Annotated in this window: 23 protein-coding genes; 8 read left to right on the top strand and 15 right to left on the bottom strand. The window is 61.7% G+C overall.

The window, feature by feature from the left end; translation table 11 throughout:
• Nucleotides 1-14 precede the first annotated feature (14 nt).
• From BLT00_RS08955 to BLT00_RS08990, 8 genes are all read right to left on the bottom strand, one after another.
• Nucleotides 15-644 (bottom strand): glutathione S-transferase, encoded by a 630-nt coding sequence (locus BLT00_RS08955; RefSeq protein WP_092146343.1) that lies wholly within the window; start codon nucleotides 642-644, stop codon nucleotides 15-17.
• Nucleotides 645-724: 80 nt separating this feature from the next.
• A complete protein-coding gene (locus BLT00_RS08960; RefSeq protein WP_063324064.1) occupies nucleotides 725-904 on the bottom strand; it encodes a hypothetical protein in 180 nt (59 codons plus the stop codon).
• Complete coding sequence (locus BLT00_RS08965; RefSeq protein ID WP_092146345.1) at nucleotides 901-2,031, bottom strand: PepSY-associated TM helix domain-containing protein; 1,131 nt, start codon at nucleotides 2,029-2,031, stop codon at nucleotides 901-903. Before BLT00_RS08965 ends, BLT00_RS08960 begins: the two co-directional genes overlap by 4 nt.
• Nucleotides 2,032-2,260: 229 nt before the next feature.
• The gene (locus BLT00_RS08970) at nucleotides 2,261-4,687 is read right to left on the bottom strand and encodes a TonB-dependent siderophore receptor (RefSeq protein ID WP_092146347.1); all 2,427 of its coding nucleotides are present in this window, start codon (nucleotides 4,685-4,687) and stop codon (nucleotides 2,261-2,263) included.
• Between the two features lie 254 nt (nucleotides 4,688-4,941).
• The gene (locus BLT00_RS08975) at nucleotides 4,942-5,916 is read right to left on the bottom strand and encodes a FecR domain-containing protein (RefSeq protein WP_092146349.1); all 975 of its coding nucleotides are present in this window, start codon (nucleotides 5,914-5,916) and stop codon (nucleotides 4,942-4,944) included.
• The gene (locus BLT00_RS08980) at nucleotides 5,913-6,431 is read right to left on the bottom strand and encodes an RNA polymerase sigma factor (protein ID WP_046064522.1); all 519 of its coding nucleotides are present in this window, start codon (nucleotides 6,429-6,431) and stop codon (nucleotides 5,913-5,915) included. The genes BLT00_RS08975 and BLT00_RS08980 overlap by 4 nt, the downstream gene beginning before the upstream one ends.
• A 170-nt stretch (nucleotides 6,432-6,601) precedes the next feature.
• Nucleotides 6,602-7,309 carry a 3'-5' exonuclease gene (locus BLT00_RS08985; RefSeq protein WP_092146351.1) on the bottom strand — a complete coding sequence of 236 codons (708 nt, stop codon included), beginning with the start codon at nucleotides 7,307-7,309 and terminating at the stop codon, nucleotides 6,602-6,604.
• The gene (locus BLT00_RS08990; protein ID WP_305882106.1) at nucleotides 7,306-9,240 is read right to left on the bottom strand and encodes a putative nucleotidyltransferase substrate binding domain-containing protein; all 1,935 of its coding nucleotides are present in this window, start codon (nucleotides 9,238-9,240) and stop codon (nucleotides 7,306-7,308) included. The genes BLT00_RS08985 and BLT00_RS08990 overlap by 4 nt, the downstream gene beginning before the upstream one ends.
• 258 nt (nucleotides 9,241-9,498) lie before the next feature.
• Here BLT00_RS08990 and BLT00_RS08995 point away from each other — a divergent pair, with 258 nt between their 5' ends.
• The gene (locus BLT00_RS08995; RefSeq protein ID WP_003206256.1) at nucleotides 9,499-9,945 is read left to right on the top strand and encodes a response regulator; all 447 of its coding nucleotides are present in this window, start codon (nucleotides 9,499-9,501) and stop codon (nucleotides 9,943-9,945) included.
• A gap of 228 nt (nucleotides 9,946-10,173) precedes the next feature.
• Here the strand turns inward: BLT00_RS08995 and BLT00_RS09000 are convergent, their stop codons facing one another.
• Nucleotides 10,174-12,351, bottom strand: coding sequence for a malate synthase G (locus BLT00_RS09000; RefSeq protein ID WP_092146355.1), 2,178 nt, complete (start codon nucleotides 12,349-12,351; stop codon nucleotides 10,174-10,176).
• A gap of 515 nt (nucleotides 12,352-12,866) precedes the next feature.
• On the opposite strand from BLT00_RS09000, the gene BLT00_RS09005 reads away from it, so the two are divergent.
• Entirely contained in the window at nucleotides 12,867-13,385 is a 519-nt protein-coding gene (locus BLT00_RS09005) for a glycine cleavage system transcriptional repressor (RefSeq protein ID WP_072342365.1), read from the top strand.
• Between the two features lie 217 nt (nucleotides 13,386-13,602).
• Here the strand turns inward: BLT00_RS09005 and rarD are convergent, their stop codons facing one another.
• From rarD to BLT00_RS09030, 5 genes are all read right to left on the bottom strand, one after another.
• Nucleotides 13,603-14,490 carry an EamA family transporter RarD gene (rarD, locus tag BLT00_RS09010; protein ID WP_063324072.1) on the bottom strand — a complete coding sequence of 296 codons (888 nt, stop codon included), beginning with the start codon at nucleotides 14,488-14,490 and terminating at the stop codon, nucleotides 13,603-13,605.
• A gap of 204 nt (nucleotides 14,491-14,694) precedes the next feature.
• Nucleotides 14,695-15,669: a serine/threonine protein kinase gene (locus BLT00_RS09015; RefSeq protein WP_092146357.1), complete on the bottom strand. Its 975-nt coding sequence runs from the start codon at nucleotides 15,667-15,669 to the stop codon at nucleotides 14,695-14,697.
• Nucleotides 15,670-15,880: 211 nt separating this feature from the next.
• Nucleotides 15,881-17,776: a PhoX family protein gene (locus BLT00_RS09020; RefSeq protein ID WP_092146359.1), complete on the bottom strand. Its 1,896-nt coding sequence runs from the start codon at nucleotides 17,774-17,776 to the stop codon at nucleotides 15,881-15,883.
• 66 nt (nucleotides 17,777-17,842) lie between these two features.
• Complete coding sequence (locus BLT00_RS09025) at nucleotides 17,843-18,607, bottom strand: TOBE domain-containing protein (protein ID WP_092146361.1); 765 nt, start codon at nucleotides 18,605-18,607, stop codon at nucleotides 17,843-17,845.
• A gap of 58 nt (nucleotides 18,608-18,665) precedes the next feature.
• Complete coding sequence (locus BLT00_RS09030) at nucleotides 18,666-19,406, bottom strand: ComF family protein (RefSeq protein WP_092146363.1); 741 nt, start codon at nucleotides 19,404-19,406, stop codon at nucleotides 18,666-18,668.
• 91 nt (nucleotides 19,407-19,497) lie between these two features.
• On the opposite strand from BLT00_RS09030, the gene bioB reads away from it, so the two are divergent.
• The 6 genes from bioB (at nucleotide 19,498) to BLT00_RS09060 (ending at nucleotide 24,514) form a co-directional block, all read left to right on the top strand.
• A complete protein-coding gene (bioB, locus tag BLT00_RS09035) occupies nucleotides 19,498-20,553 on the top strand; it encodes a biotin synthase BioB (protein ID WP_063324077.1) in 1,056 nt (351 codons plus the stop codon).
• 161 nt (nucleotides 20,554-20,714) lie between these two features.
• Nucleotides 20,715-21,893, top strand: a complete 1,179-nt coding sequence (gene bioF / locus BLT00_RS09040) for an 8-amino-7-oxononanoate synthase (protein WP_092146365.1) — start codon at nucleotides 20,715-20,717, stop codon at nucleotides 21,891-21,893.
• Nucleotides 21,886-22,617 (top strand): alpha/beta fold hydrolase, encoded by a 732-nt coding sequence (locus BLT00_RS09045; RefSeq protein ID WP_092146367.1) that lies wholly within the window; start codon nucleotides 21,886-21,888, stop codon nucleotides 22,615-22,617. The genes bioF and BLT00_RS09045 overlap by 8 nt, the downstream gene beginning before the upstream one ends.
• Nucleotides 22,610-23,422: a malonyl-ACP O-methyltransferase BioC gene (gene bioC / locus BLT00_RS09050; protein ID WP_063324080.1), complete on the top strand. Its 813-nt coding sequence runs from the start codon at nucleotides 22,610-22,612 to the stop codon at nucleotides 23,420-23,422. Before BLT00_RS09045 ends, bioC begins: the two co-directional genes overlap by 8 nt.
• Nucleotides 23,419-24,099 carry a dethiobiotin synthase gene (gene bioD / locus BLT00_RS09055; RefSeq protein ID WP_063324081.1) on the top strand — a complete coding sequence of 227 codons (681 nt, stop codon included), beginning with the start codon at nucleotides 23,419-23,421 and terminating at the stop codon, nucleotides 24,097-24,099. Before bioC ends, bioD begins: the two co-directional genes overlap by 4 nt.
• Nucleotides 24,100-24,217: 118 nt before the next feature.
• Complete coding sequence (locus tag BLT00_RS09060) at nucleotides 24,218-24,514, top strand: pyrroloquinoline quinone biosynthesis protein PqqE (RefSeq protein ID WP_092146369.1); 297 nt, start codon at nucleotides 24,218-24,220, stop codon at nucleotides 24,512-24,514.
• Nucleotides 24,515-24,573: 59 nt separating this feature from the next.
• Here BLT00_RS09060 and BLT00_RS09065 read toward each other — a convergent pair whose 3' ends face one another.
• Nucleotides 24,574-25,839 (bottom strand): NHL repeat-containing protein, encoded by a 1,266-nt coding sequence (locus BLT00_RS09065; RefSeq protein ID WP_092146371.1) that lies wholly within the window; start codon nucleotides 25,837-25,839, stop codon nucleotides 24,574-24,576.
• Nucleotides 25,840-26,094: the final 255 nt, after the last annotated feature.

A 26,094-nucleotide genomic window follows, 5' to 3' on the forward strand; every position in this document is an offset into this window, starting at 1 on the left:
CAGCTTGTGCAGCGTTAGACCCGGGGCACTGTTTCAAGCATTGATGGCCGCAAACTGACCTCGGCAAACCACGCCGCCAGTTGTGGATGGGCCCTACGCCATTCAAGGTCGGGATGGCGCAGGTCCAGGTAGCCCAAGGCACACGCCACGCTGATGGAGGCCACGTCGAAGTGGCAGGCCAGTTCGGCAATCGCCTCGGCTTCGAGCATGCCCAAGGCGCGGCGAATCTTGTCCCGCTGCGCCTCGAGCCAGTCGTCCCAGTGCTTTTCCGCCGGGCGTAGCGCGGTTTCGTAACGGATCATCACCGCCGCATCCATGATCCCGTCGGCCAGGGAGGCCAGGGTCAGGCGCCGCCAGCGGGCCGCGCCATCGCGGGGGATCAGCGGGTTGCCGACGTGCTGGTGGTCGAGGTAATCGAGAATGACCCGGCTGTCGTGGATGACACTGCCGTTGGCCAGGCGCAGGGCCGGGATCTTGCTCAACGGGTTGTCATCGATGAGCGCCCGATCCGGCTTGACCGGCGTGAGCTGGCTGAGCTGCAATGCCACGCGATCCTGCTGACCGGTTTCGTGCAGCAGCACCAGGACCTTGCGAACGAAAGGCGAAGCGGGGTTGTGGAACAGCGTCATGCTGGGGGTGGACATGCAAAGTCTCCTCGATTGGCGGGCAGGACTTAGCCTAGACAGTTCCGGTGCGGCTGGCGAGTGGCCGCGTCCGGCTGAGCTTATCCGCGCTTGAGCAATCCCCAGGTCCCCAGCACCGTCGGAACCCCCAGGCCCACCCAGGCCACTGCATCCCACATCCCATCGCCCAGCAGCGCCGAAAACAACCCTGCTGCGCTCAGTACGCCAATCACCACGGGAATACCAAACACCTTCCAGAAACTCGACTGCCGAGGCCTCACGAGACGACCTCCGTGCCGACGGCTGCGCGCTTGGCCGCTTTACGCCGCACCAGCCACAGGTAGACGCCGCTGCCGAGGACGATGATGGTGAGCACGTCGAGGGTGGCCCAGAAGATCTGCATCGGCCGGCCACCGTAGTCGCCGAAGTGCAGTGGCAGGGACAGGCTCATGACATCCATGTACCACGGCCGCTCGGCCACGGCGGTGACCTCCAGGGTGCTGGCGTCGATCAATACCGGCGTCAGCAAATGCGAGGTCAGGTGGGTGCCGCCTTTCATGAACACGCCGTAGTGGTGTTGGCTGGAAAACAATGTGCCGGGGAAGGCAATGAAGCTCGGTTCCATGCCCGGCGCGACGTCCTTGGCGATGTCGAGCAAGCGGGTAGCCGGAGCCAATTGCGTCAGTGGCGGGGCGTTGCGATAGGGTTCGACCATGGCGCTGAGGCTGTCGTTGCGCCAGGCGGCGATGATCAGGTCGGCGCACGCGGCAATCACGCCGGTGACGCCAACGGTGAGCGCCCAGACCAGCGTGACCACGCCGATCAGGTTGTGCAGGTCGAGCCAGCGCAGGCGCGTGGATTTGTCCTGGCGCACCGTGGCGAACTTCAACCGGCGCATGAACGGCAGGTACAGGACCACCCCGGAAACGATGGCGATCACGAACAACAGCCCCATGAACGCCAGCAGCAACTTGCCCGGCAAACCCGCGAACATATCCACGTGCAGGCGCAACATGACCATCATGAAACCGCCGTTGGCCGAGGGCATTTCCAGGGCCTCGCCGGTGCGCGCATCGAGCATGAAGGTATGGGAGGAGTTGGGCTCGGTGTCCGGTGTCGGCGCCATGATGGTGAAGATGCCGTTGGGCTCGTCTTCGTCCCAGCCAAAATACTGGACCACTTCACCCGGACGATGGGCCTTGGCCTTTTCCACCAATTGCTGGAGGTCCAGGTGTGGCGTGTCGGCAGGCATCTCCCGGAACTCGGGGGCGTCGCCCAGCAGATGTTCGATTTCATGATGGAAAATCAGCGGCAGCCCGGTGATCGCCAGCATCAGCAGGAACACCGTGCAGATCAGGCTGGTCCAGGTGTGGACGAAGGACCAGCGGCGGATGGTTTTGCTTTTCATGATGGTTCCAAATGCAAAAAGGCCGTTTGCGGCGAGCACACTATTGACTCAAGGCGCCAATCCATTGTGGCGAGGGAGCTTGCTCCCGCTGGGCTGCGCAGCAGCCCCTCTTGTATGAGCGCTGCGCACTCAAGCGGGAGCAAGCTCCCTCGCCACGGATCCATTCACTTCGACGAGTAACATTGCACTCAGCGGCGTGCCCTCAAAAGGTTTTGCAAATGCTAACCGTTTACCATTTGTAATTCACGCTGGCGACGACGTTGCGTTGGTCGCCGTAGTAGCAGTAGGAACCGTCACAAGTGGACAGGTAGTCCTTGTTGAAGACGTTTTTTGCGTCCACCGCCACCGATACCCCTTTGAGCGAGTTGTTCAGGCGCCCCAGGTCGTAATGGGCCGACGCGTCATACACGGTATAGGAGCCGACGTGGCCCCAATCGGTGTTGGTGGTGTTGCCATAGGTGTCGCCGACATAACGCACACCCGCGCCGACACCGAAACCGTCCAGCGGGCCGTTGTGCCAGGTGTAATCGGCCCAGGCTGTGGCCTGGTGACGCGGCACCTGGGTCATGCGCTTGCCTTCTTCAGCCACGGTGCCTTTGGTGATTTCGCTGTCGTTGTAGGTGTATGAGCCGATCAGCTTGAGGCTGTCGGTCACGTCACCGGACGCCTCCAGTTCCAGGCCGCGTACTCGTACTTCACCCACTTGGCGGGTGATGTTGTTTTCAGTGACGGAGTTGTTCTGCTGGGTCAGGTCGAACACCGCCGCCGTCAGCAAGGTTTTGGTGCCGGGCGGCTGGTACTTGATGCCCACCTCGTACTGTTCGCCTTCGGTCGGCTTGAACGCGTCGGTGCTGTTGACGGTTGAACCCGCCGCCGCCTGGAACGACTGGGCAAAGGAAATGTACGGCGTCACCCCATTATCGAAGACGTAACTCAGCGCCGCGTTGCCGCTGAATTTCTTGTCGCGCTGGGTGTTGGTCGCACCGGCCTGGTTGTGGAACTCGGTGCCGGTGTGGATCCAGTCCTCACGACCACCGAGGGTCAGGCGCCAGTTGTCCAGGGCGATCTGGTCCTGGACGTAGAGACCGGTTTGCTGGGTCTTCTGGTTGTAGTCGTACATGGTGAAATACTGAACGTTGGAAAAGTCCTGTCCGTAGATCGGGTTATGGATATTGCTGTCGGGAACACCAGTGGAACCCCACAGCCAACGCGAATTGCTGTTGGAGCGCTGGTGATCCAGGCCTAGCAGCAAGGTGTGGCTCAGGCTTGCCGTTTGGAAGTCGGCCTGGAAGTTGTTGTCGACGGCGAACTGGCTGATGTCTTCGTCAACAATCCCGGCGCTGCGCTTGACTGTACCGTCGGGGCTTACTGCTTGATCAGGAGGAAATGTTCCCGCGGTGATGCCTTGGGACTCCAGATCACTCTTGGTATAACGCAAATTCTGGCGGAACTGCCAGGTGTCGTTCAGGCGATGTTCGAAGTTGTAGCCCAGGGCGTAGTAGGTACGGTCGTAGAATTCCCAATCCGGATCGCCGAGGTTCTTGTGGTGGGAAATCTTGCCCGCCGGCGAAGACAGCTTGGTGCCTTGCAGCGGCAAGAACTGCCCGGTGATGCCGGTGTCGTCGCGGGTGTACTGGGACAGGAAGGTCAGGCGGGTGTCGTCGTTGATGTTCCAGGTCAGGCTCGGCGCGAGGTTGTAGCGCTTGTCCGGGATGTGATCGACCTGGGAATTGCTGTCACGTACGGTGCCGCTGAGCCGATAGAGGAACTGACCTTCGTCATCGACCTTGCCGGTGCTGTCGAAATTGATCTGCTTGTGTTCGTAGCTGCCGGCCTGCAATTCGACTTCATGGCTGCTCTCGGCTTGCGGGCGACGGCTGACCATGTCCAGCATGCCGCCAGGTGGCGTCTGGCCGTAGACCGAAGACGCCGGGCCGCGCAGCACGGCGATGCGCTCCAGGTTCCAGGGCTCGATTTTCGGCGTGATGTAGTTGCCCTTGGGCAGCGGCAGGCCATCGAGGAATTGGGTCGGGATGAAGCCACGGACCAACAGCCAGTCGTTGCGCGAATCCGAGCCGTAGCCGCTGCTCTGCACACCGGCGGTGTAGCGCAGGGCGTCATTGAGGTTGAGGACCGAACGGTCTTCCATCTGCTGGCGCGTGACCACGGAAACTGAGCGCGGCAGTTCGACAATCGGCGTATCCGTCTTGGTGCCGGCGGCAGTGCGGGTGGCGACGTAGCCCTCGGTCGGGCCCCACGCGGTTTCGCTGACGCCGGCGCCGATCACGCTGGTTTCCGGCAGGGCCATGACGCCTTCAGGTACAGCCACCAGGCTGTAGGTGCCGGCGCCGCTTTGTTCCAGTTGCAGGCCGGTGCCGCGCAAGGCCTGGCGCAATGCGCCGGTGGCGTCGAACTGGCCCTGGACCGGGGCCGAGGTCTTGCCCGAGGCCAAAGACGGATTCAGGCTCAGGGCGAGGCCAGCCTGGCTGGCGATCTGGTTCAAGGTGCTGGCCAGTGGCGCGGCAGGCAGGTTGTAGGTGCGCACGCTCGAGGCCTGTTCGGCGGCCAGTAGCGGGCCGCTGGCGAAGGGAGTGGCGAAGGCAATGGCGATTGCCAACAGGCTGGGGCGCAACAGGGTGTCTAGCGGGCGGGACATACGGCGGCTCCTGAATGGAAATATTTCTCAATTGCCTGGGTGCCGGATGAAAATTGAAAAGTGATAGGGCTGGATGAAAATAATTTAGATTCAGTTTTTAGATCGGCCTGGGTTTTGTGGTGTGTGGGGTGGCCGCTTCGCGAGCAGGCTCGCTCCCACATTTTTGACCGGGTCGCCCGCAATATTGTGTGCGCCGCCATCCCCTTGTGGGAGCGGGCTTGCCCGCGAAGGCGGCCTGCCTGACACAACATCCCTCAGGGCTTGGCCCCGTTCCTCGGTTCCACGACCACCCACCACTTCGTGTGATATCCGACCTGCACCGGCAAGGTCGGCAGCAGGGCGGTCAAGGCCAGGTCGGTGTCGTGCAGCGGGAAACTGCCGGTGATGCGCAAATCCGCCACTTGCGGCTCCACACCCAGGTAGCCGCGACGATAGCGCCCCAGCTCATGGACCAAATCTTCAAGACGGGCGTTATCCACCACCAGCATGCCGCGGGTCCAGGCATCGGCGCCGGGGTTCAAGGCGAGGGTCGGCCCGAGGCCGTCGCGGCGCATCAGCACTTGTTGGCCTTCGCGCAGGATCTGTTCCTGGTCCGTGGCCTGGGGATGCGCCGCCACAGCGGATTTCAACACGCTCAGGCGCGTGCCTTCGTCTTCACGCTTGACCAGGAATCGTGTGCCCAAGGCGCGCAGGCGGCCTTCACGGGTCTCGACGATGAACGGACGCGGGTCGTCGTGACCGGTTTCAACCAGGATCTCGCCTTCCTGCAGGACGATGCGGCGCTGCTTGTCATCGAAACGCACGTCCAGGGCACTGTGGGTGTTGAGGTTGATCAGCGTGCCGTCGTCCAGGCGCAGGGTGCGCTGTTCGCCTGTCGCGGTGCGCTGATCGGCCAGCCAGTAATCCAGCGGCAGGTAACGATCGCCGGCAAACAGCGCCAGGCCGATGGCCGCGATAACGCTGGCCAGGCCGCTGCCGACCTTGCGTATCCGGCGACGAATGCTCACCCGCGATTGCAGCAACGCGGCGCGCGCCGGCCCGTTGGCCACACTGAAGCGTTGCTCAAGCATGCCCAGCTGTCGCCAGGCCCGGGCGTGTTCTTCGTCGGCGGCATGCCATTGGGCGAAGGCTTCACGTTCCTGGGCGCTGCTCGAGTCCAGGGACAGCTGCCAGGCAATGGCGGCATCCAGCACGCTGGCCGAGACCGGTTTGGCATGGGCCTGACTCATGTCGGCTCACCATAAAGTGCGATGTAGCACTGGCGGATGCCTTGGGCGAGATACTGCCGTACGCGCGGCACCGAAACCCCCAGGCGCTCGGCGATTTCGGCGTGGCCGAGGCCGTCGAGGCGGTTATAGAGGAAGGCTGCGCGGGCCTTGCTCGACAGTTTGCCAAGCAGGCGATCGATGGCCTTGAGGTCTTCGAGAATGATTTGCTGTTCTTCCACCGAGGGCTGCTCGGCCTCGGGAATCAGCATCAGTTCGGTGAGGTAGGCCTGCTCCAGTGCCGCTCGACGGAAATAATCGAACAACAGGCCCTTGGCGATGGCCACCAGAAACGCCCGCGGTTCGCGGGGCGCCTTCAGCTCTTCGCGACCCAGCAAGCGCACAAAGGTGTCCTGGCTCAGGTCCTCGGCCCGTTGCGAACACGCCACGTTGCGTCGCAGCCAGGCCAATAGCCAACCACGATGGTCACGGTATAACGCACCAACCAGATCACTGTGGGGGCTAGGGACTGACGACACGGAGCATCACCGATGTTTTAAGTAACGAGAATTGTTCGCGATTGTGTCAGAGGCGGGGGCGGGAAAGCAATTGGCGCCGGTCGGGCGGCGTGGGATAAGGAAATTGAGGCCGGGTTCTGCGTGGGAGCGAGCTTGCTCCCACAGGGTAGTGTGTTCATCTTCAAGGTGAGTCAAAGCGAAGGCGCTTGCTGCCGCCGTTTCCATTGGCTCAGCCGTTGTTGCAGGTCAAGCGGGCTCAGGATCTGTTGCTGGCGGGCGCGGCTGAACAGGATCAGCGCCAGTTCTGCCGTGGCCAGGGCGTCGGCACTGGCGTTATGGCGGTCGAAGACTTGCAGCTTGAACCAGTCGATCCACTCGTCCAGGCCCGATTTGCGCAGGTTGGCCTGGGGACAAAGCATCGGGGCCAGGTCCGCCACGTCGAGGAATGAATGCTGCAGGCGATAGCCCAAGTAGTCTTTCAAGGCGCGCCCGAGCATGTGGGAATCGAACGGCGCGTGAAAGGCCAGCAGCGGACTGTCGCCGACGAACTCCATGAACGCCAGCAGCGCCTCGGCCGGGTCGCTGCCGGCGGCAATGGCGCTGGGCGCCAGGCCATGGATCAGCACACTGGGTCCGAGTTTCTGTTTATCGCATTGCAAGGTGCGTTCGAACTGCTGGCTGAAGTCGATGGCGCCGTCTTCGATGACCACCGCGCCGATGGACAGCACCTGGTCCTTGTTCAGGTTCAATCCGGTGGTTTCCAGGTCCAGCACGACCCAGCGTTGTTCCCGCAGATCGCATTCACCCAAGGCTGAAGCCGCCGGCAGGCGTTCCAGGCGCCTCTGCATTTCTTCGGACAACATTGGTTGGGCTGGGCGCAACCAGGAAAAAATGCTCACAACTGATACCTCAGCGTCAGGCTGCTTTGCAGGCGTTGGGCCTGGCGCAGGGATTCGCGCAGGATACGTCGGTCCAGATGGTTGAGGCTGTCGGGGTCGACGCGGTTGGAGTAGGGCAGGTTCTCGCGGGTTTGCAATTGATGTTGCTGCATGCGGGTCTGTTGAATGAAGTGATAGGCCTCTTCGTAGGCTGCGCCATCGAGCGGTTCGATCACTTGCTTGTCGACCAATTGCCGCAAGCGCTCCAGGGTATTGTTGGCTTCGATGCCGTTGGCCAGCGCCAGCAGACGGGCGCCGTCGACGAAGGGCGTCAGGCCTTGCACTTTCAAATCGAGGGTGGCTTTTTCGCCGTTCTTGCGACTCAGCACGAAATCCCGGAAGCGGCCCACGGGCGGGCGGTGGCGCAGGGCGTTTTCGGCCATCATGCGTTGGAACAAACGGTTATCGGCCACTTGATCGAGGATCTGCCGGCGCAACTGCTCGCAGCCTTGCTCATCGCCCCAGACCACCCGCAGGTCGAAATAGATGCTCGAGCCCAGCAGGTTTTCCGGGGTTGCTTCGCGAATGAATGCCGAAAAACGCCGGGCCCATTCAGCTCGGGACAGGCACAGCTCGGGGTTGCCGGCCATGATGTTGCCCTTGCACAAGGTGAAGCCGCACAAGGCCAGGCTCTGGTTGATCTGCTGGGCGATGGGCAGTAGCAGGCCGCGAATCTGCGCGGCATGGGCGGCGTCCCGGGCCTCGAACAAAATGCCGTTGTCCTGGTCGGTGTGCAGGGTTTGTTCGCGCCGGCCTTCACTGCCGAAGCACAGCCAACTGAACGGCACGCCTGGGTCACCTTTGTCGATCAGGGTCAGCTCGATGACCCGGCATACGGTGTGATCGTTGAGCAGGGTGATGATGTGGGTGATCTGGGTCGATGACGCGCCGTGGGCTAGCATGCGTTCCACCAGTTGGCCGATCTCGCCGCGCAGGGCCACGAGGTTTTCCACCTTGGGCGCGTTGCGAATGGTCCGGGCCAGGTGCACCAGGTCGACGCGCTGCAAGGAAAACAGATCGCGCTCCGACACCACGCCACACAGGCGTTGGTCCTTGACCAGGCAGACGTGGGCGATGTGCCGTTCGGTCATGGCGATGGCCGCATCGAAGGCGCTGTGGTCCGGCGAGAGGAAAAACGGTGCCTGAGTCATGTGTCCTACGATGGCTTGGGAAAAATCCCCGGCCCCATCGGCCACCACCTGCCGCAGGTCGCGCAAGGTGAAGATTCCCACCGGAGCTTTCTGTTCATTAACCACCACGATGCTGCCGACCTGCTGGTCGTGCATCAGCTTCACGGCTTCGCGCAGCGGCGTGTCCGGGCTGCAACTGACTGGATGGCGCATCGCCAGTTCGCCCAGTCGCGTGTTGAGGGAATACTGGGTGCCCAGGGTTTGCGCAGACTTTTGCTGGACCTGTTGATTGACCTGGTCGAGCAGGCTGCTGACCCCGCGCAGGGCGAAGTCGCGAAACGGGCCGGACAGGGCGAACAGCTTGATGAAGGCCAGTTTGTTCAACTGCAGGCAGAACGTGTCTTCGCCGGCCCGGTGTTCGGTGCGCGTGGCCCGTTCGCCCAGCAGCGCGGCGAGGGGGAAACATTCGCCGGTGGTGATTTCGAAGGTCGTCTCGGTTCCACCCTTGGCCGTATGCGGACGTTCACCTACCACCCGGCCTTGCTTGACGATGTAAAAGTGCTCCACCGGGCCGTCGGCTGGTTTGATGATGGTTTCGCCCGGGGCATAAAAACGCAGCAGGCATTGCTCCACCAGATAGGCCAGGTGAGCGTTTTCCATCTGGTTGAACGGTGGGAAACGCTGGAGAAACTGCAGTGTTCCCTGGATGTTTTGCAACACCGCGGTTTTCCCTGCCTGGGTGAAGGCGTCCGCTTTTTTCATAACCATTACGCAGTCTTTTTTGAATTGTTGTGGTCGATCTGTTCTCCCATGGTCGGCCCCTCAGAGCGGGGTGCCCATTGGACGTAAGTCTAGGTCGCGGCCTAGGGGTGAACTTACGGAAAAAACCTACGCCAAGCGTCAGAAAAATCTTCATTAAATGTTCTTGGAAAAAAATCCGACGAAGTGCACATTGAAGCGCCGCAGAACGATGTCTGACCACTGTGCCAGGGGATCGATTTAAAGAACGTAGAGAGCACCATGTCCGACCACGATATTTTGAGTGACGCCGAGCGCGAGGCGCTGAGTGCCGTCATGCTGGAACCCGACCTGCCGCCGCAGCGCGTCTTGATCGTCGATGACGACAAGGACGCTCGTGAGCTGCTGTCGGAGATCCTGGCGTTGGACGGGATTCACTGCATGACCGCCGCCAGTGGTGAAACGGCACTCAAGATGCTGGAAACCAAGCCATCGATCGGCCTGTTGATCACCGACCTGCGGATGGGCAATGTTGATGGGCTGGAACTTATTCGCCTGGTGCGCGAGTCTCCGCGGGCGGCGCTGCCGATCATCATCGTATCGGGCGATGCCGACGTGAAGGACGCCATCGAAGCCATGCACCTGAGCGTGGTGGACTTTCTGCTCAAGCCGATCGATACCGACAAGTTGCTGGGGTTGGTCAAGCATGAGTTGGGGATGGATCTCTAGCCTGTCGTGAGAATGGCGCTATCGGGTGCTTTTGTGGCGAGGGAGCTTGCTCCCGCTCGGTTGCGCAGCGACCGCAGTGCAGGTCAATAAGATTCCGAACGCTGGAAAAGGGTCTGCTTCGCAGCCCAGCGGGAGCAAGCTCCCTCGCCACAAAAGCGCTCATGTATTTGCAAATGAAAAAGCCCTGATCTTTCGATCAGGGCTTTTTTCGTTGTCACGGCTGCTCAATCACAACCCATTGGCTGCCTTGAACTCACGACGACGACGGTGCAACACCGGCTCGGTGTAGCCGTTAGGCTGCTTCGTGCCTTCGATCACCAGCTCGACCGCCGCCTGGAAGGCGATGTTGCGGTCGAAGTCTGGTGCCAGCGGACGGTACAGCGGGTCGCTGGCGTTCTGGCGGTCGACCACCGGCGCCATGCGCTTGAGGCTTTCCATCACCTGGTCTTGGGTAACGATGCCGTGGCGCAGCCAGTTGGCGATGTGCTGGCTGGAGATACGCAGCGTCGCACGGTCTTCCATCAGGCCGATGTCGTTGATGTCCGGCACTTTGGAGCAGCCCACGCCCTGGTCGATCCAGCGCACCACGTAGCCAAGGATGCCCTGGGCATTGTTGTCCAGTTCGTTCTTGATCTGCTCCGGCGTCCAGTTCGGGTTGACGGCCAGCGGGATGGTCAGGATGTCGTCCACCGATGCTCGCGCGCGCTTGGCCAGCTCGGCCTGGCGGGCGAACACGTCGACCTTGTGGTAATGCAGCGCGTGCAGGGCCGCGGCGGTCGGCGAGGGAACCCATGCGGTGTTGGCGCCGGCCAGCGGATGAGCGATTTTCTGTTCGAGCATCGCCGCCATCAGGTCCGGCATCGCCCACATGCCCTTGCCGATTTGCGCACGGCCTTGCAGGCCGGTGCTCAAGCCGATGTCGACGTTCCAGTTCTCATACGCGCCGATCCACTTCTCGGCTTTCATGTCGGCCTTGCGCACCATCGGGCCGGCTTCCATGGAGGTGTGGATCTCGTCGCCGGTACGGTCGAGGAAGCCGGTGTTGATGAACACCACGCGCTCGCTGGCGGCCTTGATGCAGGCCTTGAGGTTGACCGTGGTACGGCGTTCCTCGTCCATGATCCCGACCTTGAGGGTATTGCGCGGCAGGTTCAGTACGTCTTCGACACGGCCGAACAGCTCGTTGGTGAACGCAGCTTCTTCCGGACCGTGCATCTTCGGCTTGACGATGTACACCGAGCCGGTGCGGCTGTTGCGACGGCTGGTGTTGCCGTTGAGGCTGTGGATCGCTGCCAGGCTGGTGATCAGGCCGTCGAGAATACCTTCCGGCACTTCGTTGCCGTGCTGGTCCAGGATCGCGTCGATGGTCATCAGGTGGCCGACGTTACGCACGAACAACAGCGAGCGGCCGTGCAGGGTCACGCTCGAACCGTCGACGGCGGTGTAGACACGGTCGGGGTTCATGGTGCGGGTGAACGTCTGGCCGCCTTTGGCGACTTCTTCAGCCAGGTCGCCTTTCATCAGGCCGAGCCAGTTGCGGTAGATCACCACTTTGTCATCGGCATCGACGGCGGCGACCGAGTCTTCGCAGTCCATGATGGTGGTCAGCGCGGCTTCCATCAGGATGTCTTTGACGCCAGCGGCGTCAGTCTGGCCGACCGGGGTGCTGGCATCGATCTGGATTTCGAAGTGCAGGCCGTTGTGTTTCAACAGCACGGTGGTCGGTGCCGAGGCATCGCCCTGGAAGCCGATCAACTGGGCATCGTCACGCAGGCCGCTGTTGCTGCCGCCCTTGAGGGTGACCACCAGTTTGCCGTCGACGATTTTGTAAGCAATGGAGTCGACATGGGAGCCGGCCGCCAGGGGCGCGGCTTCGTCGAGGAAGGCACGGGCGAAGGCGATGACCTTGTCGCCGCGGACCTTGTTGTAGCCTTTGCCTTTTTCCGCGCCATCGGCTTCGCTGATGGCATCGGTGCCGTACAGCGCGTCATACAGCGAACCCCAGCGGGCGTTCGATGCGTTGAGGGCGAAGCGGGCGTTCATCACCGGCACCACCAGCTGCGGGCCGGCCATGCGGGCGATTTCGTCATCGACGTTTTGGGTCGTAGCCTGGAAATCCGCCGCTTCTGGCAGCAGGTATCCAATGTCTTGCAGGAAGGCTTTGTAAGCCACGGCGTCGTGGGCCTGGTCAGCACGGGCCTGGTGCCAGGCATCGATCCGCGCCTGGAAATCATCGCGTTTGGCGAGTAGGGCTTTGTTCTTCGGCGCCAGGTCGTGGATGACCTTGTCGGCACCGGCCCAGAACGCGTCGGCGGTGAGGCCGGTTCCGGGAATGGCTTCGTTATTCACGAAGTCGAACAGGACTTTGGCGACCTGCAGGCCACCGACTTGAACGTGTTCAGTCATTGCTTGCCTCACTCTGCTCAGCTATTTCGCTTTTCAGCTCTTCGATTTTGACAATGAAGCCTCGGGACATTTAAAGCACAAACCCCGGAACCAGTACATGCCATCGCTGGCGGCTGGGTGGTAAGCCTTGCTGACGGGGCTTTTCAGGGATGCGACTGCGCCTTAAGCAGACATCGGTACAACGTTATGTAGTGCTCGCTGCGGCATACTACATGATCAATTGCGGTTGTGAAAATTAGACTAATTGCGTCGTTCCGCGACCGACTAAAGCAGTACAGTCACGGCGCGGTATAGGATGTTCTCAAAAAAGCGGATCATTGTTCCAGATAAATCTAATTAATGTACACATTGTCCCGTGGCGAGGGAGCTTGCTCCCGCTGGAGTGCGAAGCGCTCCCCTGTTTAGGGGGGGCTACTGCGTAGCCCAGCGGGAGCAAGCTCCCTCGCCACGAAAGCAGGGCGGTGCCGATTCATGGCTTGCCTATACTGTCCCTTCCCCAACAAGAGGACTGCGCCATGGACCACCTCGTCATCACTGTTTTCGCCCCGGACAAGCCCGGGCAGGTCGAGCGCATTGCCGATTGCATCGCCGACCACGGCGGTAACTGGCTGGAAAGCCGCATGTCGCGCCTGGCTGGGCAGTTTGCCGGGATCTTGCGAATCGGCGCTCCCGCCGAGGCCCATGAGGAACTGATCGAAGCCTTGCAGGGGCTATCGACTTACGACATCCGCGTGTTGATCGCTGAAAGCGCCCTTGAGGAGTCCTGCACCTGGAAACCCATCACCATGGAGCTGGTGGGCAACGACCGTCCCGGCATAGTGAGGGACATCACCCGGCTGTTGAGCGAGCAGGGCGTCAATGTCGAGCGTCTGGTGACTTACGTCCGGCCGGCGCCGATGAGCAGCGAGCTGCTGTTCCACGCCGAAGCGATCCTGGGGGTGCCCTTGACCCTGTCGCTGGAGACGTTGCAGGAACGCCTGGAGACCCTGGCCGATGAGTTGATGGTGGAGCTCAAGCTCAGCGACGAAGCGTGACGAAGGTTATCCAAGGAAAAACTGCGTCTGCCTGTGGATAACCTGTAGAGACCCGGCTCCAGCCCAAGCCCGCCGGGCCTCGGCGAGGAATGCTCAAAAAATCATCAGTTTTCAAGGGCTTGTGCACAAACGGCGGGGATCACGTTGTGGATAACCTTGGGAAGGATGAGCGCAGGCCACGCCAGACGTGGCCTGTAGAGGTTTGTGCGTTTTTTGATCAGCTGCGCCGACGCATGCTGATCACCGCATCGACGCTGTACACCGCCAGCCCGGCCCAGATAAACAGGAACGCCACCAGTGTGCTGGACGACAGGTGCTCACCAAACAGCATCACGGCGAGCAGCAGCACCAGCGTCGGCGCGATGTACTGGAGAAAACCGATGGTAGTGTAGGGCAAATGCCGTGTTGCGGCGTTGAAGCACACCAACGGCACCAGCGTCACGGGGCCTGCCGCCACCAGCCACCAGGCTTCGGAGGTGGTCCAGAATGCCGCCTGGGCACTGGTGGCCGTGGGATTGAACAGTAACCAGGCGATGGCGATCGGCACCAGCATCCAGGTTTCTACCACCAGCCCCGGCAATGCCTTGACCGGTGCCTGCTTGCGGATCAACCCGTAGAAGCCGAAGGTCAGCGCCAGCACCAGTGACACCCAGGGCAGGCTGCCCACTTGCCAGACCTGCTGCGCCACACCGACCGCCGCCAAACCCACCGCCAACCACTGCATGCGGCGCAGGCGCTCGCCGAGGATCAACATGCCCAGCAATACGTTCACCAGCGGGTTGATGTAGTAACCCAGGCTGGCTTCGAGCATGCGCTCGTTGTTCACCGCCCAGACGTAGGTCAGCCAGTTGGCTGCGATCAGCGTCCCGCTCAGGGCGAGGATAGCCAGGCGCTGTGGGTTGTCCCGCAGTTCGCGCCACCAGCCCGGGTGTTTCCAGACCAGCAGCAACGCCGCGCCGAACAGGGCCGACCACAGCACCCGATGGATGATGATCTCCACCGACGGCACGCTGGCGATGGCCTTGAAGTAGATCGGGAACAGACCCCAGATGATGTAGGCACTCAGGCCCAGGATATACCCGCGACGCGGGTTGGCGGCTTGCATGCAGAATCCTTGCTTAGGCAGCTAACAAAGGCGTGATTGTAAGGAGATTTGTCGGGTCGTGCTGTGAACCTTTGTGAGCGTTTCACTGCAATTCCTTGCGGGAGCGAGCTTGCTCGCGATAGCGGTGGATCAGTCGACAAGGGCGTCGAATGTTCGATCGCAATCGCGAGCAAGCTCGCTCCCAGAGGGGATCCGCAGTGGTCGTCAGAACAGCTTCAACGGCTCTTCATTGAGCGCCGCCAGTTGCTCGCGCAACGCCAATACCTGGTCGCCCCAGTAACGTTCGCTGCCGAACCACGGGAAGCTGCGGGGGAAGGCCGGGTCGTCCCAGCGCCGCGCCAGCCAGGCGCTGTAGTGCATCAGGCGCAGTGCCCGCAGTGGCTCGATCAGTGCCAGTTCTCGCGGGTCGAAGTCGTGGAACTCTCGGTAGCCGTCCATCAGTTCCGACAGTTGGCCCAGGCATTCCTGGCGATCGCCGGCGAGCATCATCCACAAATCCTGCACCGCCGGGCCCATGCGGCAGTCGTCCAGGTCGACGATGTGGAACACCTCGTCGCGGCACATCATGTTGCCGGGGTGGCAATCGCCGTGCATGCGGATGCTCTTGTGGGGCGTGGCGGCGTAGACCTCTTCGACACGCTTGAGCAGATCCCTGGCCACCGACTCGTAGGCCGGCAGCAGGCTACGAGGGACGAAGCCGCTTGCCAGCACAGTGGCCAGTGAATCGTGGCCGAAGTTTTTCACGGCCAAGGCTTCACGATGCTCGAACGGACGGGTCGCCCCGACTGCGTGCAGGCGCCCGAGCAATTGCCCCAGGCGATAGAGCTGGTCGAGGTTGCCCGGCTCCGGTGCACGACCGCCGCGACGGGGAAACAGGGTGAAACGAAACCCGGCGTGTTCGTGCAGGCTGGTGCCGTTGTGGATCAGTGGCGCGACCACGGGCACTTCGTATTCGGCCAGCTCGAAGGTGAAGCTGTGCTCTTCCAGGATCGCTTCGTTGGTCCAGCGCTGAGGGCGATAGAACTTGGCGATCAGCGGCTCGGAATCTTCGATGCCGACCTGATAGACGCGGTTCTCGTAGCTGTTGAGGGCCAACACGCGGGCGTCGCTGAGGAAACCGATGCTTTCAACGGCATCGAGTACCAGGTCGGGCGTGAGGGTTTCAAACGGATGGGACATGCTGACTCCTGCGCAGCGGCAGGGCTGCCGCGTCCGGCCCAGCATGGTAGCGCAAAGCAGCCTGGATTGATCGGTGAGACTTGCACCGTTGTGGCGAGGGAGCTTGCTCCCGCTTGGGTGCGAAGCGCCCAAAGAAGAAGGGCGCGCTGCGCAACCCAGCGGGAGCAAGCTCCCTCGCCACGAAGTGTTATGTCCCCGGTCCAGACAAGGGTCAGGCGCCGATGACCCCGCCGTCTTCGCGGGTAATCACCATCACCGACGATCGCGGCTTACCGTTGGGCAGGTGCTCGGGGAAGGTTGAGCCGCCGCTGGGATGCTGGATACCGACAAACATAGCCTTGTAGTCCGGCGAGAAGCTGATCCCGGTCACTTCGCAGCCCACCGGCCCGACCATGAAACGACGGATTTCACCGCTGTTGGGATCGGCGCAGAGCATCTGGTTATTGCCCATGCCGGCGAAGTCCCCGGCGTTGCTCGAGTCGCCGTCGGTCTGGATCCACAGGCGTCCGCCTTTGTCGAAGCCCAGGCCATCGGGGCTGTTGAACATGTTCTGGGGGGTGATGTTGGAGGAACCGCCCTTTGGCGTGCCGGCATGTACCGCCGGGTTGCCGGCGACCACGAACAGGTCCCAGGCGAAGGTCTTGGCGGCGTGATCGTCGCGGTCGGTGCGCCAGCGCAGGATCTGCCCGTAGACGTTCTTGGCTCGAGGGTTAGGCCCGTCCACCGGTTGGCCGGCGTCGCCGCGTTTGGAGTTGTTGGTCAGGGTGCAATAGACCTGGCCGTCTTTCGGGCTGACCACGATCCACTCCGGGCGGTCCATGCGGGTGGCGCCAACGGCGCTGGCGGCCAGGCGTGCATGGATGAGAACTTCGGCCTGGTCGGCGAAACCGCTGCTGGCGTCGAGGCCGTTCTTGCCATGGGTCAGCTCGATCCACTGGCCTTGGCCTTTGGGATGGTCCGGGTTGCCGTCGCCGGCATCGAAGCGCGCGACATACAAGGTGCCATGGTCCAGCAGGTTGCGATTGGCCTTGGCGTTCTTGTGATTGATGCGCTCGCGGCTGACGAACTTGTAGATGAATTCGCCACGCTCATCATCGCCCATGTACACCACGGCGCGACCGTCATTGGTTTGCGCCAGGGCGGCGTTTTCGTGTTTGAAGCGGCCCAGGGCGGTGCGTTTTACCGGGGTGGATTGCGGATCGAACGGGTCGATTTCCACTACCCAGCCGTGGCGATTGAGTTCGTTGGGGTTCTTCGCCAGGTCAAAGCGCGGGTCGTGCAAGTGCCAGTTGATTTCACTGCTGGTGACTGTGGCGCCATAGCGTTTCTGGGCCGCGTCGAACTGCAGGTCCGACTTGCTGCTGCCGAAGCAGTCAGTGAAGTTCTCTTCACAGGTCAGGTAGGTGCCCCAAGGCGTCATGCCGTTGGCGCAGTTCTGAAAGGTGCCCAGCACTTTCTTGCCGCTCTTGTCTGCGCTGGTTTTCAGCAGGTCGTGCCCGGCGGCTGGGCCACGCAGGCGAATCGGTGTGTTGCCGTGGATCCTGCGGTTGTAGCGCGATTCCTGGACGAATTGCCATTGGCCGCGCCGACGCTGGATTTCGATCACCGAGACGCCTTCGCTGGCCTGGGCCTTGCGCACGTCTTCGGCCGACTGTGGCTGGCCGCCGTGAGGGAACAGGTATTGGTAGTTGGTGTATTCGTTGTTGATCGCCATCAGCGCCCGGTTGTTGTCGCCGGGGAACGGGAACAGGCTCATGCCGTCGTTGTTGTCGCCGAACTGCACTTCTTGTGCGCGGGCGGTGCCGTTGCCACTGGGGTCGAACGCCGGTGCATTTTTCTGCAGGGGTTGGCCCCAACTGATCAGCACCGAGGCTTTGTAGCCCTGCGGCAAGGTGATGGTGTCAGTCGTGGCGGCGGCGATGCTGTTGAAGCCCAGCAGCCGGCTGTTGCCTTCGCTCACGGCGGCGGCCAGCACGCTGCGGCTCAGCAGGTTGCCGCCCAGGAACATCGCCGCGCCGCATAGGGCGCCGGCGCTGATGAAACTGCGCCGGCTCAGGCCGACGATCTTTTCCAGGTCGGTGGATTGGTTTTCTTCTAATAGGCTCATCTCAGGCTCCCTGCTGGTTTTGGCAGTCACCTTAAAGCGGGTCGATGAAACTATTGTTGCAACACGCTACAGCGGTGTGCCGAGCAGCACATTTGTCGCTGAAAACGTCACTTGCACCGGTGAGCCGCCTTCCAAATGCTGCTTTTGTAGCTCAAGCGGGTCGGCCAGGGCGCACAGCGTCTGGCCGTTGGGCAGGCTGATGCGCACTTCGCTGGGGCCGTCTTCGGCGGCGTCGACCTGTTCGATCATGCCGCGCAGCGTATTGATCCGCGTTTTTTCCACTTGCTCGACAGGGTGTAATTCCAGCCAGCCGGCCTTGATCAGCGCCACCACGTTGGTGCCGACATCCAGCTCCAGGCGCAGCGTGCTGTCGTGGGTAATCTGGGCTTCGATGACCAGGCCCCGGGCCAGCTCCAGGCGTACCCGGTCGTTGTGCCCCTGGGCCTCGATGCCCAGGACCTTGCCATACAATTGATTACGGGCGCTGGTGCGCAGCATCAGGCGACTGAGCAGGCCCAGGTCGTCGGCATCCTCGCTCGCTTCCAATAGTTGTGTTTGCAGCGCTTGCAGGCGCAGATACAGGCGCAGCACGCGTTGGCCTTCCTCCGACAGCCTGGCGCCGCCACCGCCCTTGCCGCCAACACTGCGCTCCACCAACGGTTGGTCGGCGAGGTTGTTCAACTCATCGATGGCATCCCACGCCGCCTTGTAGCTCAGGCCCGCGCTCTTGGCGGCGCGGGTGATCGAACCTTGTTCGGCGATGTGCTGCAACAGGGCGATGCGTTGTGGTCGCCGAGCGATGTGCTGGGTCAGAAGCGTGGGCAAGGACATGACGGAAAACTGCGTGCAAAGGTCGATGAGCGGACGTTGGCGCCTTGGGCGTGGCGCGTCAAGCCGACTCTCCGGGTTTCGGCGTGCGAGCGAGGCAGTACACATCGACCCGCGCAGCGCCGGCATCGAGCAGCAGGGCGGCCAGCGCCTGGGCGGTGGCGCCCGTGGTGAGCACGTCGTCGACCAACGCCAAGTGACGGTTGTGCAACGCAGCCTGGGGTGCCAGGGCAAAGGCCTGACGCAGGTTTCGCCGCCGAGCCCTGGCATCGAGTGCCTGTTGGGCGGGGGTGTCCTGGGTGCGTCGCAGCAGGTGTTCTTCGCAAGGGATCGCCAACGGCCCACTGAGCCAGCGGGCCAGCAGCGCTGCCTGGTTGAAACCGCGCTGGCGCAAACGCCGGGTCGCCAGTGGCACCGGGACCAGTGCGTCGGGTCGTTCCAGCCCTTCGTCGAAATGATGTTGCAACGACTGCGCGAGCAGGTCGCCCAGCAGTCGGCCCAGGGGCCATTTCGCCTGATGCTTGAAACGGGTGATCAGGCTGTCCACCGGGAAGTCGTAGGCCCAAGGCGCCAGGACCCGTTCGAAGGCCGGCGGCTGCGCGGCGCATTGTCCGCAACGCAGCCCGGCCATGGGCAGCGGCAAGGCACAGACGCAGCATTGATCGCCGAGCCAGGGCAGCTCGCTTTCACAAGGGGTGCAGATAGGCTGCGGCGTATCGGTGCTTTCGCCGCACAGCAGGCAAGATTGTTTGTTTTTTAACCAGATGTAAACCTGTCCTTTGTATCGTGGTTGACAGCGCATGACTCTTCCTTAAATATGCCGAACATCCGTGTCGCGCCTGTGGGTATTCCATGTCCCCAGGCGCCAGCCAAGCATAATCAAGGAAATGCCCATGAGCGCCAGCACCACTGCCAACCTGCGTCATGACTGGTCTTTGGCCGAAGTCAAAGCACTCTTCGTCCAGCCATTCAATGACCTGCTGTTCCAGGCGCAGACCGTGCACCGCGCGCACTTCGACGCCAATCGCGTCCAGGTTTCCACGCTGCTGTCGATCAAGACCGGCGCCTGCCCTGAAGATTGCAAATATTGTCCGCAGTCCGGTCACTACAACACCGGCCTGGATAAAGAGAAATTGCTCGAAGTGCAGAAGGTCCTCGAAGAGGCTGCACGGGCCAAGGCCATCGGTTCGACCCGTTTCTGCATGGGCGCGGCCTGGAAACATCCGTCGGCCAAGGACATGCCGTATGTGCTGGAAATGGTCAAAGGCGTGAAGGCCATGGGCCTGGAAACCTGCATGACCCTGGGCCGTCTCGACCAGGAACAGACCGAAGCGCTGGCCCAGGCCGGCCTGGACTATTACAACCATAACCTCGACACCTCGCCGGAGTTCTACGGCAGCATCATCACCACCCGCACCTACAGCGAGCGCCTGCAAACCCTGGCCTATGTGCGTGATTCGGGGATGAAGATCTGCTCGGGCGGCATCCTCGGCATGGGCGAGTCCCTGGACGACCGCGCCAACCTGCTGATCCAACTGGCGAACCTGCCGGAGCACCCGGAATCGGTGCCGATCAACATGTTGGTCAAAGTCGCCGGCACGCCGCTGGAGAATGCCGAGGACGTCGATCCGTTCGATTTCATCCGCATGCTCGCCGTGGCGCGGATCATGATGCCCCAGTCCCATGTGCGGCTGTCCGCCGGCCGTGAAGCGATGAACGAGCAGATGCAGTCCCTGGCGTTCCTGGCCGGTGCCAACTCGATTTTTTACGGCGACAAGCTGTTGACCACCGCCAACCCGCAAGCCGACAAGGACATGCAGTTGTTCGCACGCCTGGGCATCCAGCCCGAAGCCCGCGAAGAACATGCCGACGAAGTGCACCAGGCAGCGATTGAACAGGCGCTGGTGGAGCAGAAGAGCAGCGAGCAGTTTTATAACGCCGCTGTCTGACCACTCACCGATACCCGGATTGGAATGCAAGACCCTGTGGGGGCGAGCCTGCTCGCGATGGCGATGGAACATTCGCATTGATGTCGACTGACACACCGCTATCGCGAGCAAGCTCGCTCCCACAAGGGGCTTTGGCCAGTCTTTAAACAGTTGAGGCCTGCATGCCCTTCGATCTCGCCGCACGCCTGGCTGCCCGTCGTGCCGACAACCTCTATCGCCAGCGCCCGCTGCTCGAAAGCCCGCAGGGCCCGGAAGTGGTGGTGGACGGCCAGCCGTTGCTGGCGTTCTGCAACAACGATTACCTGGGCCTGGCCAATCACCCGCAAGTGATCGAAGCCTGGCGCGCCGGGGCGCTCCGTTGGGGTGTCGGGGGGGGCGCCTCCCATTTGGTGATCGGCCACAGCGGCCCTCACCACGCCTTGGAAGAAGCCTTGGCCGACCTGACCGGCCGCCCGCGGGCGTTGCTGTTCACCACCGGTTACATGGCCAACCTCGGTGCGGTCACCGCGCTGGTGGGGCAGGGCGACACGGTACTGGAAGACCGCCTCAATCATGCCTCGCTGCTCGACGCCGGCCTGTTGTCCGGTGCGCGTTTCAACCGTTACCTGCACAACGATGCCCAGAGTTTGGCCAGCCGCCTGGAAAAAGCCACCGGCAATACCCTGGTGGTTACCGATGGCGTGTTCAGCATGGACGGCGACATCGCCGACCTGCCGGCCCTGGCCCGTGAAGCCAAGGCCAAGGGCGCCTGGCTGATGGTCGACGATGCACACGGTTTCGGCCCGTTGGGAGCCAATGGTGGCGGTATCGTCGAGCATTTTGGCTTGAGCCAGGATGACGTACCGGTATTGGTGGGCACCCTGGGCAAGGCCTTTGGCACCGCCGGGGCTTTTGTCGCCGGCAGTGAAGAACTGATCGAAAGCCTGATCCAGTTCGCTCGCCCCTACATCTACACCACCAGCCAACCGCCGGCCCTGGCTTGCGCCACGCTCAAGAGCCTTGAGCTGCTGCGCAGCGAGCATTGGCGGCGCGAGCACTTGCAGGTGCTGATTCGTCAGTTCCGCCAGGGTGCCGAGCAGATCGGCCTGCAATTGATGGACAGCTTCACGCCGATCCAGCCGATCCTGATTGGCGATGCGGGACGGGCCATGCGTTTGTCGCAAATGCTGCGTGAGCGCGGGCTGATGGTTACGGCGATCCGCCCACCCACCGTACCGGCTGGCAGCGCCCGTTTGCGCGTGACCCTGACCGCCGCCCACAGCGAGGCCCAGGTGCAGCTATTGTTGAATGCACTGGCCGAGTGTTTTGCCCTGTTGGGACCGGAGCCAAGCGATGCGTGACCGACTGATATTGCTGCCGGGCTGGGGCTTGGGCGTTTCACCGCTGGAGCCGCTGGCGGCAGCGTTGCACGGGCTCGACGAACACTTGCGAGTGGAAATCGAACCGTTGCCGGCGTTGCTATCGAACGATCCGGATGAATGGCTCGAAGAATTGGACGCCACCGTGCCCCAGGATGCCTGGCTGGGCGGTTGGTCCCTGGGCGGTATGCTGGCCTCGGCGCTGGCGGCGCGTCGGGGGGAGCGCTGCTGCGGCCTGCTGACCCTGGCGAGCAATCCGTCCTTTGTTGCCCATGAGCAATGGCCGAGTGCGATGGATGGAGCAACCTTCGATGGTTTTCTCGCCGGCTGTGCGGCCGATCCACGCCAGACCCTCAAGCGTTTCAGTCTGCTGTGTGCCCAGGGCTGCAGCGACCCACGCGGGTTGTCGCGGTTGTTATTGGCTGGGGCGCCGGGCACATCGCCCGAGGTCTTGATGGCCGGGCTCGAACTGTTGGCGCAATTGGACACTCGCGCCGCATTGCAGCGCTTTCGTGGCCCGCAACTGCATCTGTTTGCCGGGCTCGATGCCCTGGTGCCGGCCGAAGCCGCGGGTGAGTTGCTGGTCTTGCTGCCGGATGTCGAAATCGGCCTGATCGAACAGGCCGGCCACGGATTCCTTCTGGAGGACCCGCACGGTGTCGCGGGGGCGATCCAGGCTTTTTTGCATGAGTCCGGCGATGACTGATCTGTCTCTTCCCAAATTGCCCGGTGCCTTGCCCGACAAGCGCCAGGTGGCGGCGTCGTTTTCCCGGGCGGCAACCAGCTATGACAGCGTGGCCGAACTGCAGCGCGACGTGGGCCAACAGTTGCTCGGGCGCTTGCCGTCTTCGTTTATCCCACAACGTTGGCTGGACCTGGGCTGCGGCACTGGCTATTTCACCCGGGCCCTGGGCGCGCGTTATGGCGTGGATTCCGGCCTGGCGTTGGACATCGCCGAAGGCATGCTCAACCATGCTCGTCCCCAAGGTGGCGCTGCGCATTTTGTCGCGGGTGATGCTGAGCGGTTGCCTTTGCAAGCGGCGAGCTGTGACCTGGTGTTCTCCAGCCTGGCGGTGCAATGGTGTGCGGATTTTGCCGCGGTGCTGAGCGAGGCCCATCGTGTGTTGAAACCGGGTGGGGTGTTTGCCTTCACCAGCCTTTGTGTAGGCACTTTGTACGAATTGCGCGACAGTTGGCGTCAGGTGGATGGCTTGGTGCACGTCAATCGTTTCCGTGGGTTCGAGACGTATCAACACCTTTGCGCGGACAGCGGGCTGAATGTCGTCAGTCTGGAAAACCGTCCCCATGTGCTGCATTACCCCGACGTGCGCAGCCTGACGCATGAATTGAAAGCCTTGGGCGCCCACAATCTGAACCCTGGCCGCCCCGGCGGCTTGACCGGCAGGGCGCGGATCCTGGCGCTGGTTGAAGCTTATGAGCAGTTTCGTCAGGCGCTGGGACTGCCGGCGACTTACCAGGTGGTCTACGCCGTTTTGGAGAAACCGCTATGAGCCAGGCCTACTTCATTACCGGCACTGACACCGACGTGGGCAAGACCACCGTCGCGGCAGGCCTGCTGCATGCTGCGCGACAGGCTGGCATGAGCACGGCTGCCGGAAAACCCGTGGCCTCTGGCTGCGACGTGACGCCCAAGGGCCTGCGCAACGCCGATGCCTTGGCCTTGCTGGCCGAATGCTCGATACCGTTGACGTATGCACAGGTCAATCCGGTGGCGTTCGAACCGGCAATAGCGCCGCACTTGGCCGCTCGGGAAGCGGGCGTTGCGTTGACGGTGCAGTCGCTACTCGGCCCGATGCGCGAAGTGCTGGCGCTGGGCGCCGACTTCACCTTGATCGAAGGCGCGGGTGGTTGGCGCGTGCCGCTGGCCGGCCAGGACAATCTTTCCGATCTGGCGATCGCGCTGGGCTTGCCGGTGATTCTGGTGGTGGGCGTACGCCTGGGTTGCATCAGCCACGCGTTGTTGACCGCCGAGGCTATCGCCCGTGATGGCTTGCAGCTTGCCGGTTGGGTCGCGAACATCGTCGACCCGGCCACCTCGCGCCTGGAAGAAAACCTGGCAACCTTGGCCGAGCGACTTCCGGCGCCGTGCCTGGGCAGGGTGGCGCGGATTCAGAGCGTGACGGCCGAAGCCGTGGCCGGACACCTGCAACTGGATCTGCTGGACTGAGTCCCGCCAAGGTTTTGCCTATGACGCGGCACTGTGCCATTAGTGTTTTTGTCGGGCCTTTTCCCGGGGCTTCTGATTCAATTGCCACTGTCGACCCTTCAAGAAGACGAGTTCTGCCATGGAAATCTCAGGAAACACCGCGTTCTATGCCGGTCTGAGCACGATTCAGACAGGGCAGAACCGCGTCGATCAGGCCTCCAGCCAGATCGCCAACAATACGATCGAGCGTTCGGTCACCAGCCAGTCCTCGGAAGTCCAGGTTGATCGCTTGCGTTCGGTGGATCGTAGCCAGCAGTCGGACCAGGCCGCCAACATGGTCGAAATGGCCCAGGGCAAGTTCCAGCTGCAACTGGGCGTTAATGTCGCCAAGGCATCCGACGAAATGCTCGGTACGTTAATCGATACGTTTGCCTGAACGTCGTTAGGCAAATGCACTCAACGCTTCATGCCGATTTGAGTGCATACTATCCCGCCTCATGAGCTTCCGATGTATCCCCAGATCGTTGGGGTAATTGCGCTACCAACTCCAGAGCTGCCTGCAATAACAACCCGCCCCAAGGGTTGGACTGTCACATCTGCACAGTCGCCGGGGCTTTGCGCCAAAAAGAAGCCCTCTAACTGTCCGCTCTGAGTCACGCGCTCGTACTGCCTCAGGTTTACACCTGCCGAGACGGCGGTACCTACCACCACGATTCTGCCGTCCAGTTGCAGAGTCATCGAGTTGTGGCTCAGTTTGTTTAAAGTGCGAGAAATCAGTAGCGGTTCACCGTTATTGAAACTTCCATCCATTTCACCGTTCGCTTCCAATCTGACAAGTAAGCCGCTTTGCAGGTCGTCTGGAGCGTTGGCGTAGCCGGCGACGAGAATCTTGTCGTCATTCTGGACCAGCACGCGGGTAACGATCTCCGGCTTAAAGCGCTCTGCAGGCAGCAATTGCGCGGCCTCTCCTTCAACAACGATATCGGCGAAACCGTTATTACCAAAGCTAAGGTCCAATTCGCCTGTCGGCATGTAGCGAGCAACGGTTCGCGTCCTCAGGGTTTCGTCCAGGCGTCGCCAACTGCCAGCCACAATGATCTTGCTATCCCTTTGTACCTGCACATTACAGGCGAAGCTTGCGTGGTCATGGAATCGGATATCGATGAAGCCGCGGCCTGCGCCGAAGCCAGTATCAAGTTCCCCGTTGGGTTGCAGGCAAAACAGGCGACTAAGCGATGCTTCTGGTTTTTCTTCGTCAGGAAAAAGGAAGTAAGTGGCGCAGATCAATATTTTTTGATTTTTTTGCAGGCATCCATCTACGAGTTTGTCATTCCATATCGACCCATGGTTTGCATTGACGGGGCCAGGGAGGCTCCTACGACCGAACACGATGTCATGACCGCCATTTGCAAGAAAACGCACCGCCGCCGGGTTCCACTCGCTGTTTTTTGACGAAGCTCCGATGAGCAGGATTTTCTCATCCTCTTGCAGCAATACGCGTGTCGGCCAGCTCTTGTCGCCATCCCGGAAATTCCAACCAATTTCCTGGAACGCCTCGTCCCTGGTCCCGTTAGGCAGGTAGCGCGTCAGTGCAAAATGATCCTGGAGTTGCAAGGCAAAGACCAATTTGGCTTCCCTGTCGTGAGCAATCGTGGTGGCGCTACCTCGTTCATTGAATTGAATATAGCCATCTGTACCAAATTTCCGGTCCAGTTCGCCTGGTATGCGATTCGAACTGTCTCCTGCGGATTGAGTGGCCATGTGCTTTCCTCCATTGGGAACTAGTCTGGACCGAAACGGCGCTGTTCTGTGCCTCGGAGTCAGTACACCAGTTTTCTCGCAAAGCCGAACCTGTAAAGGTTGACAGTCGTGGCGTTGGTCCGCGCCAAGCGCGATCAATTTCAAGACGAGGGACGAGTGGTAACGGATCGGTGCTTGACAAGATTTCGGCGTAAACGTATGTTTCAAACAACTGTTTGATCGCTACAACAAATCCACGCGGTCGTTCATTCCCGG

It is taken from the genome of Pseudomonas sp. NFACC51 (assembly GCF_900103575.1).
GTDB classification, from domain to species: Bacteria; Pseudomonadota; Gammaproteobacteria; order Pseudomonadales; family Pseudomonadaceae; genus Aquipseudomonas; species Aquipseudomonas fluorescens_Q.

Bases quoted from the DNA above. Each gene is read 5' to 3' on its own strand.
- BLT00_RS08955 (WP_092146343.1), bottom strand. From the start codon at position 644: ATGTCCACCCCCAGCATGACGCTGTTCCACAACCCCGCTTCGCCTTTC.
- BLT00_RS08965 (WP_092146345.1), bottom strand. From the start codon at position 2,031: ATGAAAAGCAAAACCATCCGCCGCTGGTCCTTCGTCCACACCTGGACC.
- BLT00_RS08970 (WP_092146347.1), bottom strand. From the start codon at position 4,687: ATGTCCCGCCCGCTAGACACCCTGTTGCGCCCCAGCCTGTTGGCAATC.
- BLT00_RS08975 (WP_092146349.1), bottom strand. From the start codon at position 5,916: ATGAGTCAGGCCCATGCCAAACCGGTCTCGGCCAGCGTGCTGGATGCC.
- BLT00_RS08990 (WP_305882106.1), bottom strand. From the start codon at position 9,240: ATGAAAAAAGCGGACGCCTTCACCCAGGCAGGGAAAACCGCGGTGTTG.
- BLT00_RS08995 (WP_003206256.1), top strand. From the start codon at position 9,499: ATGTCCGACCACGATATTTTGAGTGACGCCGAGCGCGAGGCGCTGAGT.
- BLT00_RS09000 (WP_092146355.1), bottom strand. From the start codon at position 12,351: ATGACTGAACACGTTCAAGTCGGTGGCCTGCAGGTCGCCAAAGTCCTG.
- BLT00_RS09005 (WP_072342365.1), top strand. From the start codon at position 12,867: ATGGACCACCTCGTCATCACTGTTTTCGCCCCGGACAAGCCCGGGCAG.
- rarD (WP_063324072.1), bottom strand. From the start codon at position 14,490: ATGCAAGCCGCCAACCCGCGTCGCGGGTATATCCTGGGCCTGAGTGCC.
- BLT00_RS09015 (WP_092146357.1), bottom strand. From the start codon at position 15,669: ATGTCCCATCCGTTTGAAACCCTCACGCCCGACCTGGTACTCGATGCC.
- BLT00_RS09020 (WP_092146359.1), bottom strand. From the start codon at position 17,776: ATGAGCCTATTAGAAGAAAACCAATCCACCGACCTGGAAAAGATCGTC.
- BLT00_RS09025 (WP_092146361.1), bottom strand. From the start codon at position 18,607: ATGTCCTTGCCCACGCTTCTGACCCAGCACATCGCTCGGCGACCACAA.
- BLT00_RS09030 (WP_092146363.1), bottom strand. From the start codon at position 19,406: ATGCGCTGTCAACCACGATACAAAGGACAGGTTTACATCTGGTTAAAA.
- bioB (WP_063324077.1), top strand. From the start codon at position 19,498: ATGAGCGCCAGCACCACTGCCAACCTGCGTCATGACTGGTCTTTGGCC.
- bioF (WP_092146365.1), top strand. From the start codon at position 20,715: ATGCCCTTCGATCTCGCCGCACGCCTGGCTGCCCGTCGTGCCGACAAC.
- BLT00_RS09045 (WP_092146367.1), top strand. From the start codon at position 21,886: ATGCGTGACCGACTGATATTGCTGCCGGGCTGGGGCTTGGGCGTTTCA.
- bioC (WP_063324080.1), top strand. From the start codon at position 22,610: ATGACTGATCTGTCTCTTCCCAAATTGCCCGGTGCCTTGCCCGACAAG.
- bioD (WP_063324081.1), top strand. From the start codon at position 23,419: ATGAGCCAGGCCTACTTCATTACCGGCACTGACACCGACGTGGGCAAG.
- BLT00_RS09060 (WP_092146369.1), top strand. From the start codon at position 24,218: ATGGAAATCTCAGGAAACACCGCGTTCTATGCCGGTCTGAGCACGATT.
- BLT00_RS09065 (WP_092146371.1), bottom strand. From the start codon at position 25,839: ATGGCCACTCAATCCGCAGGAGACAGTTCGAATCGCATACCAGGCGAA.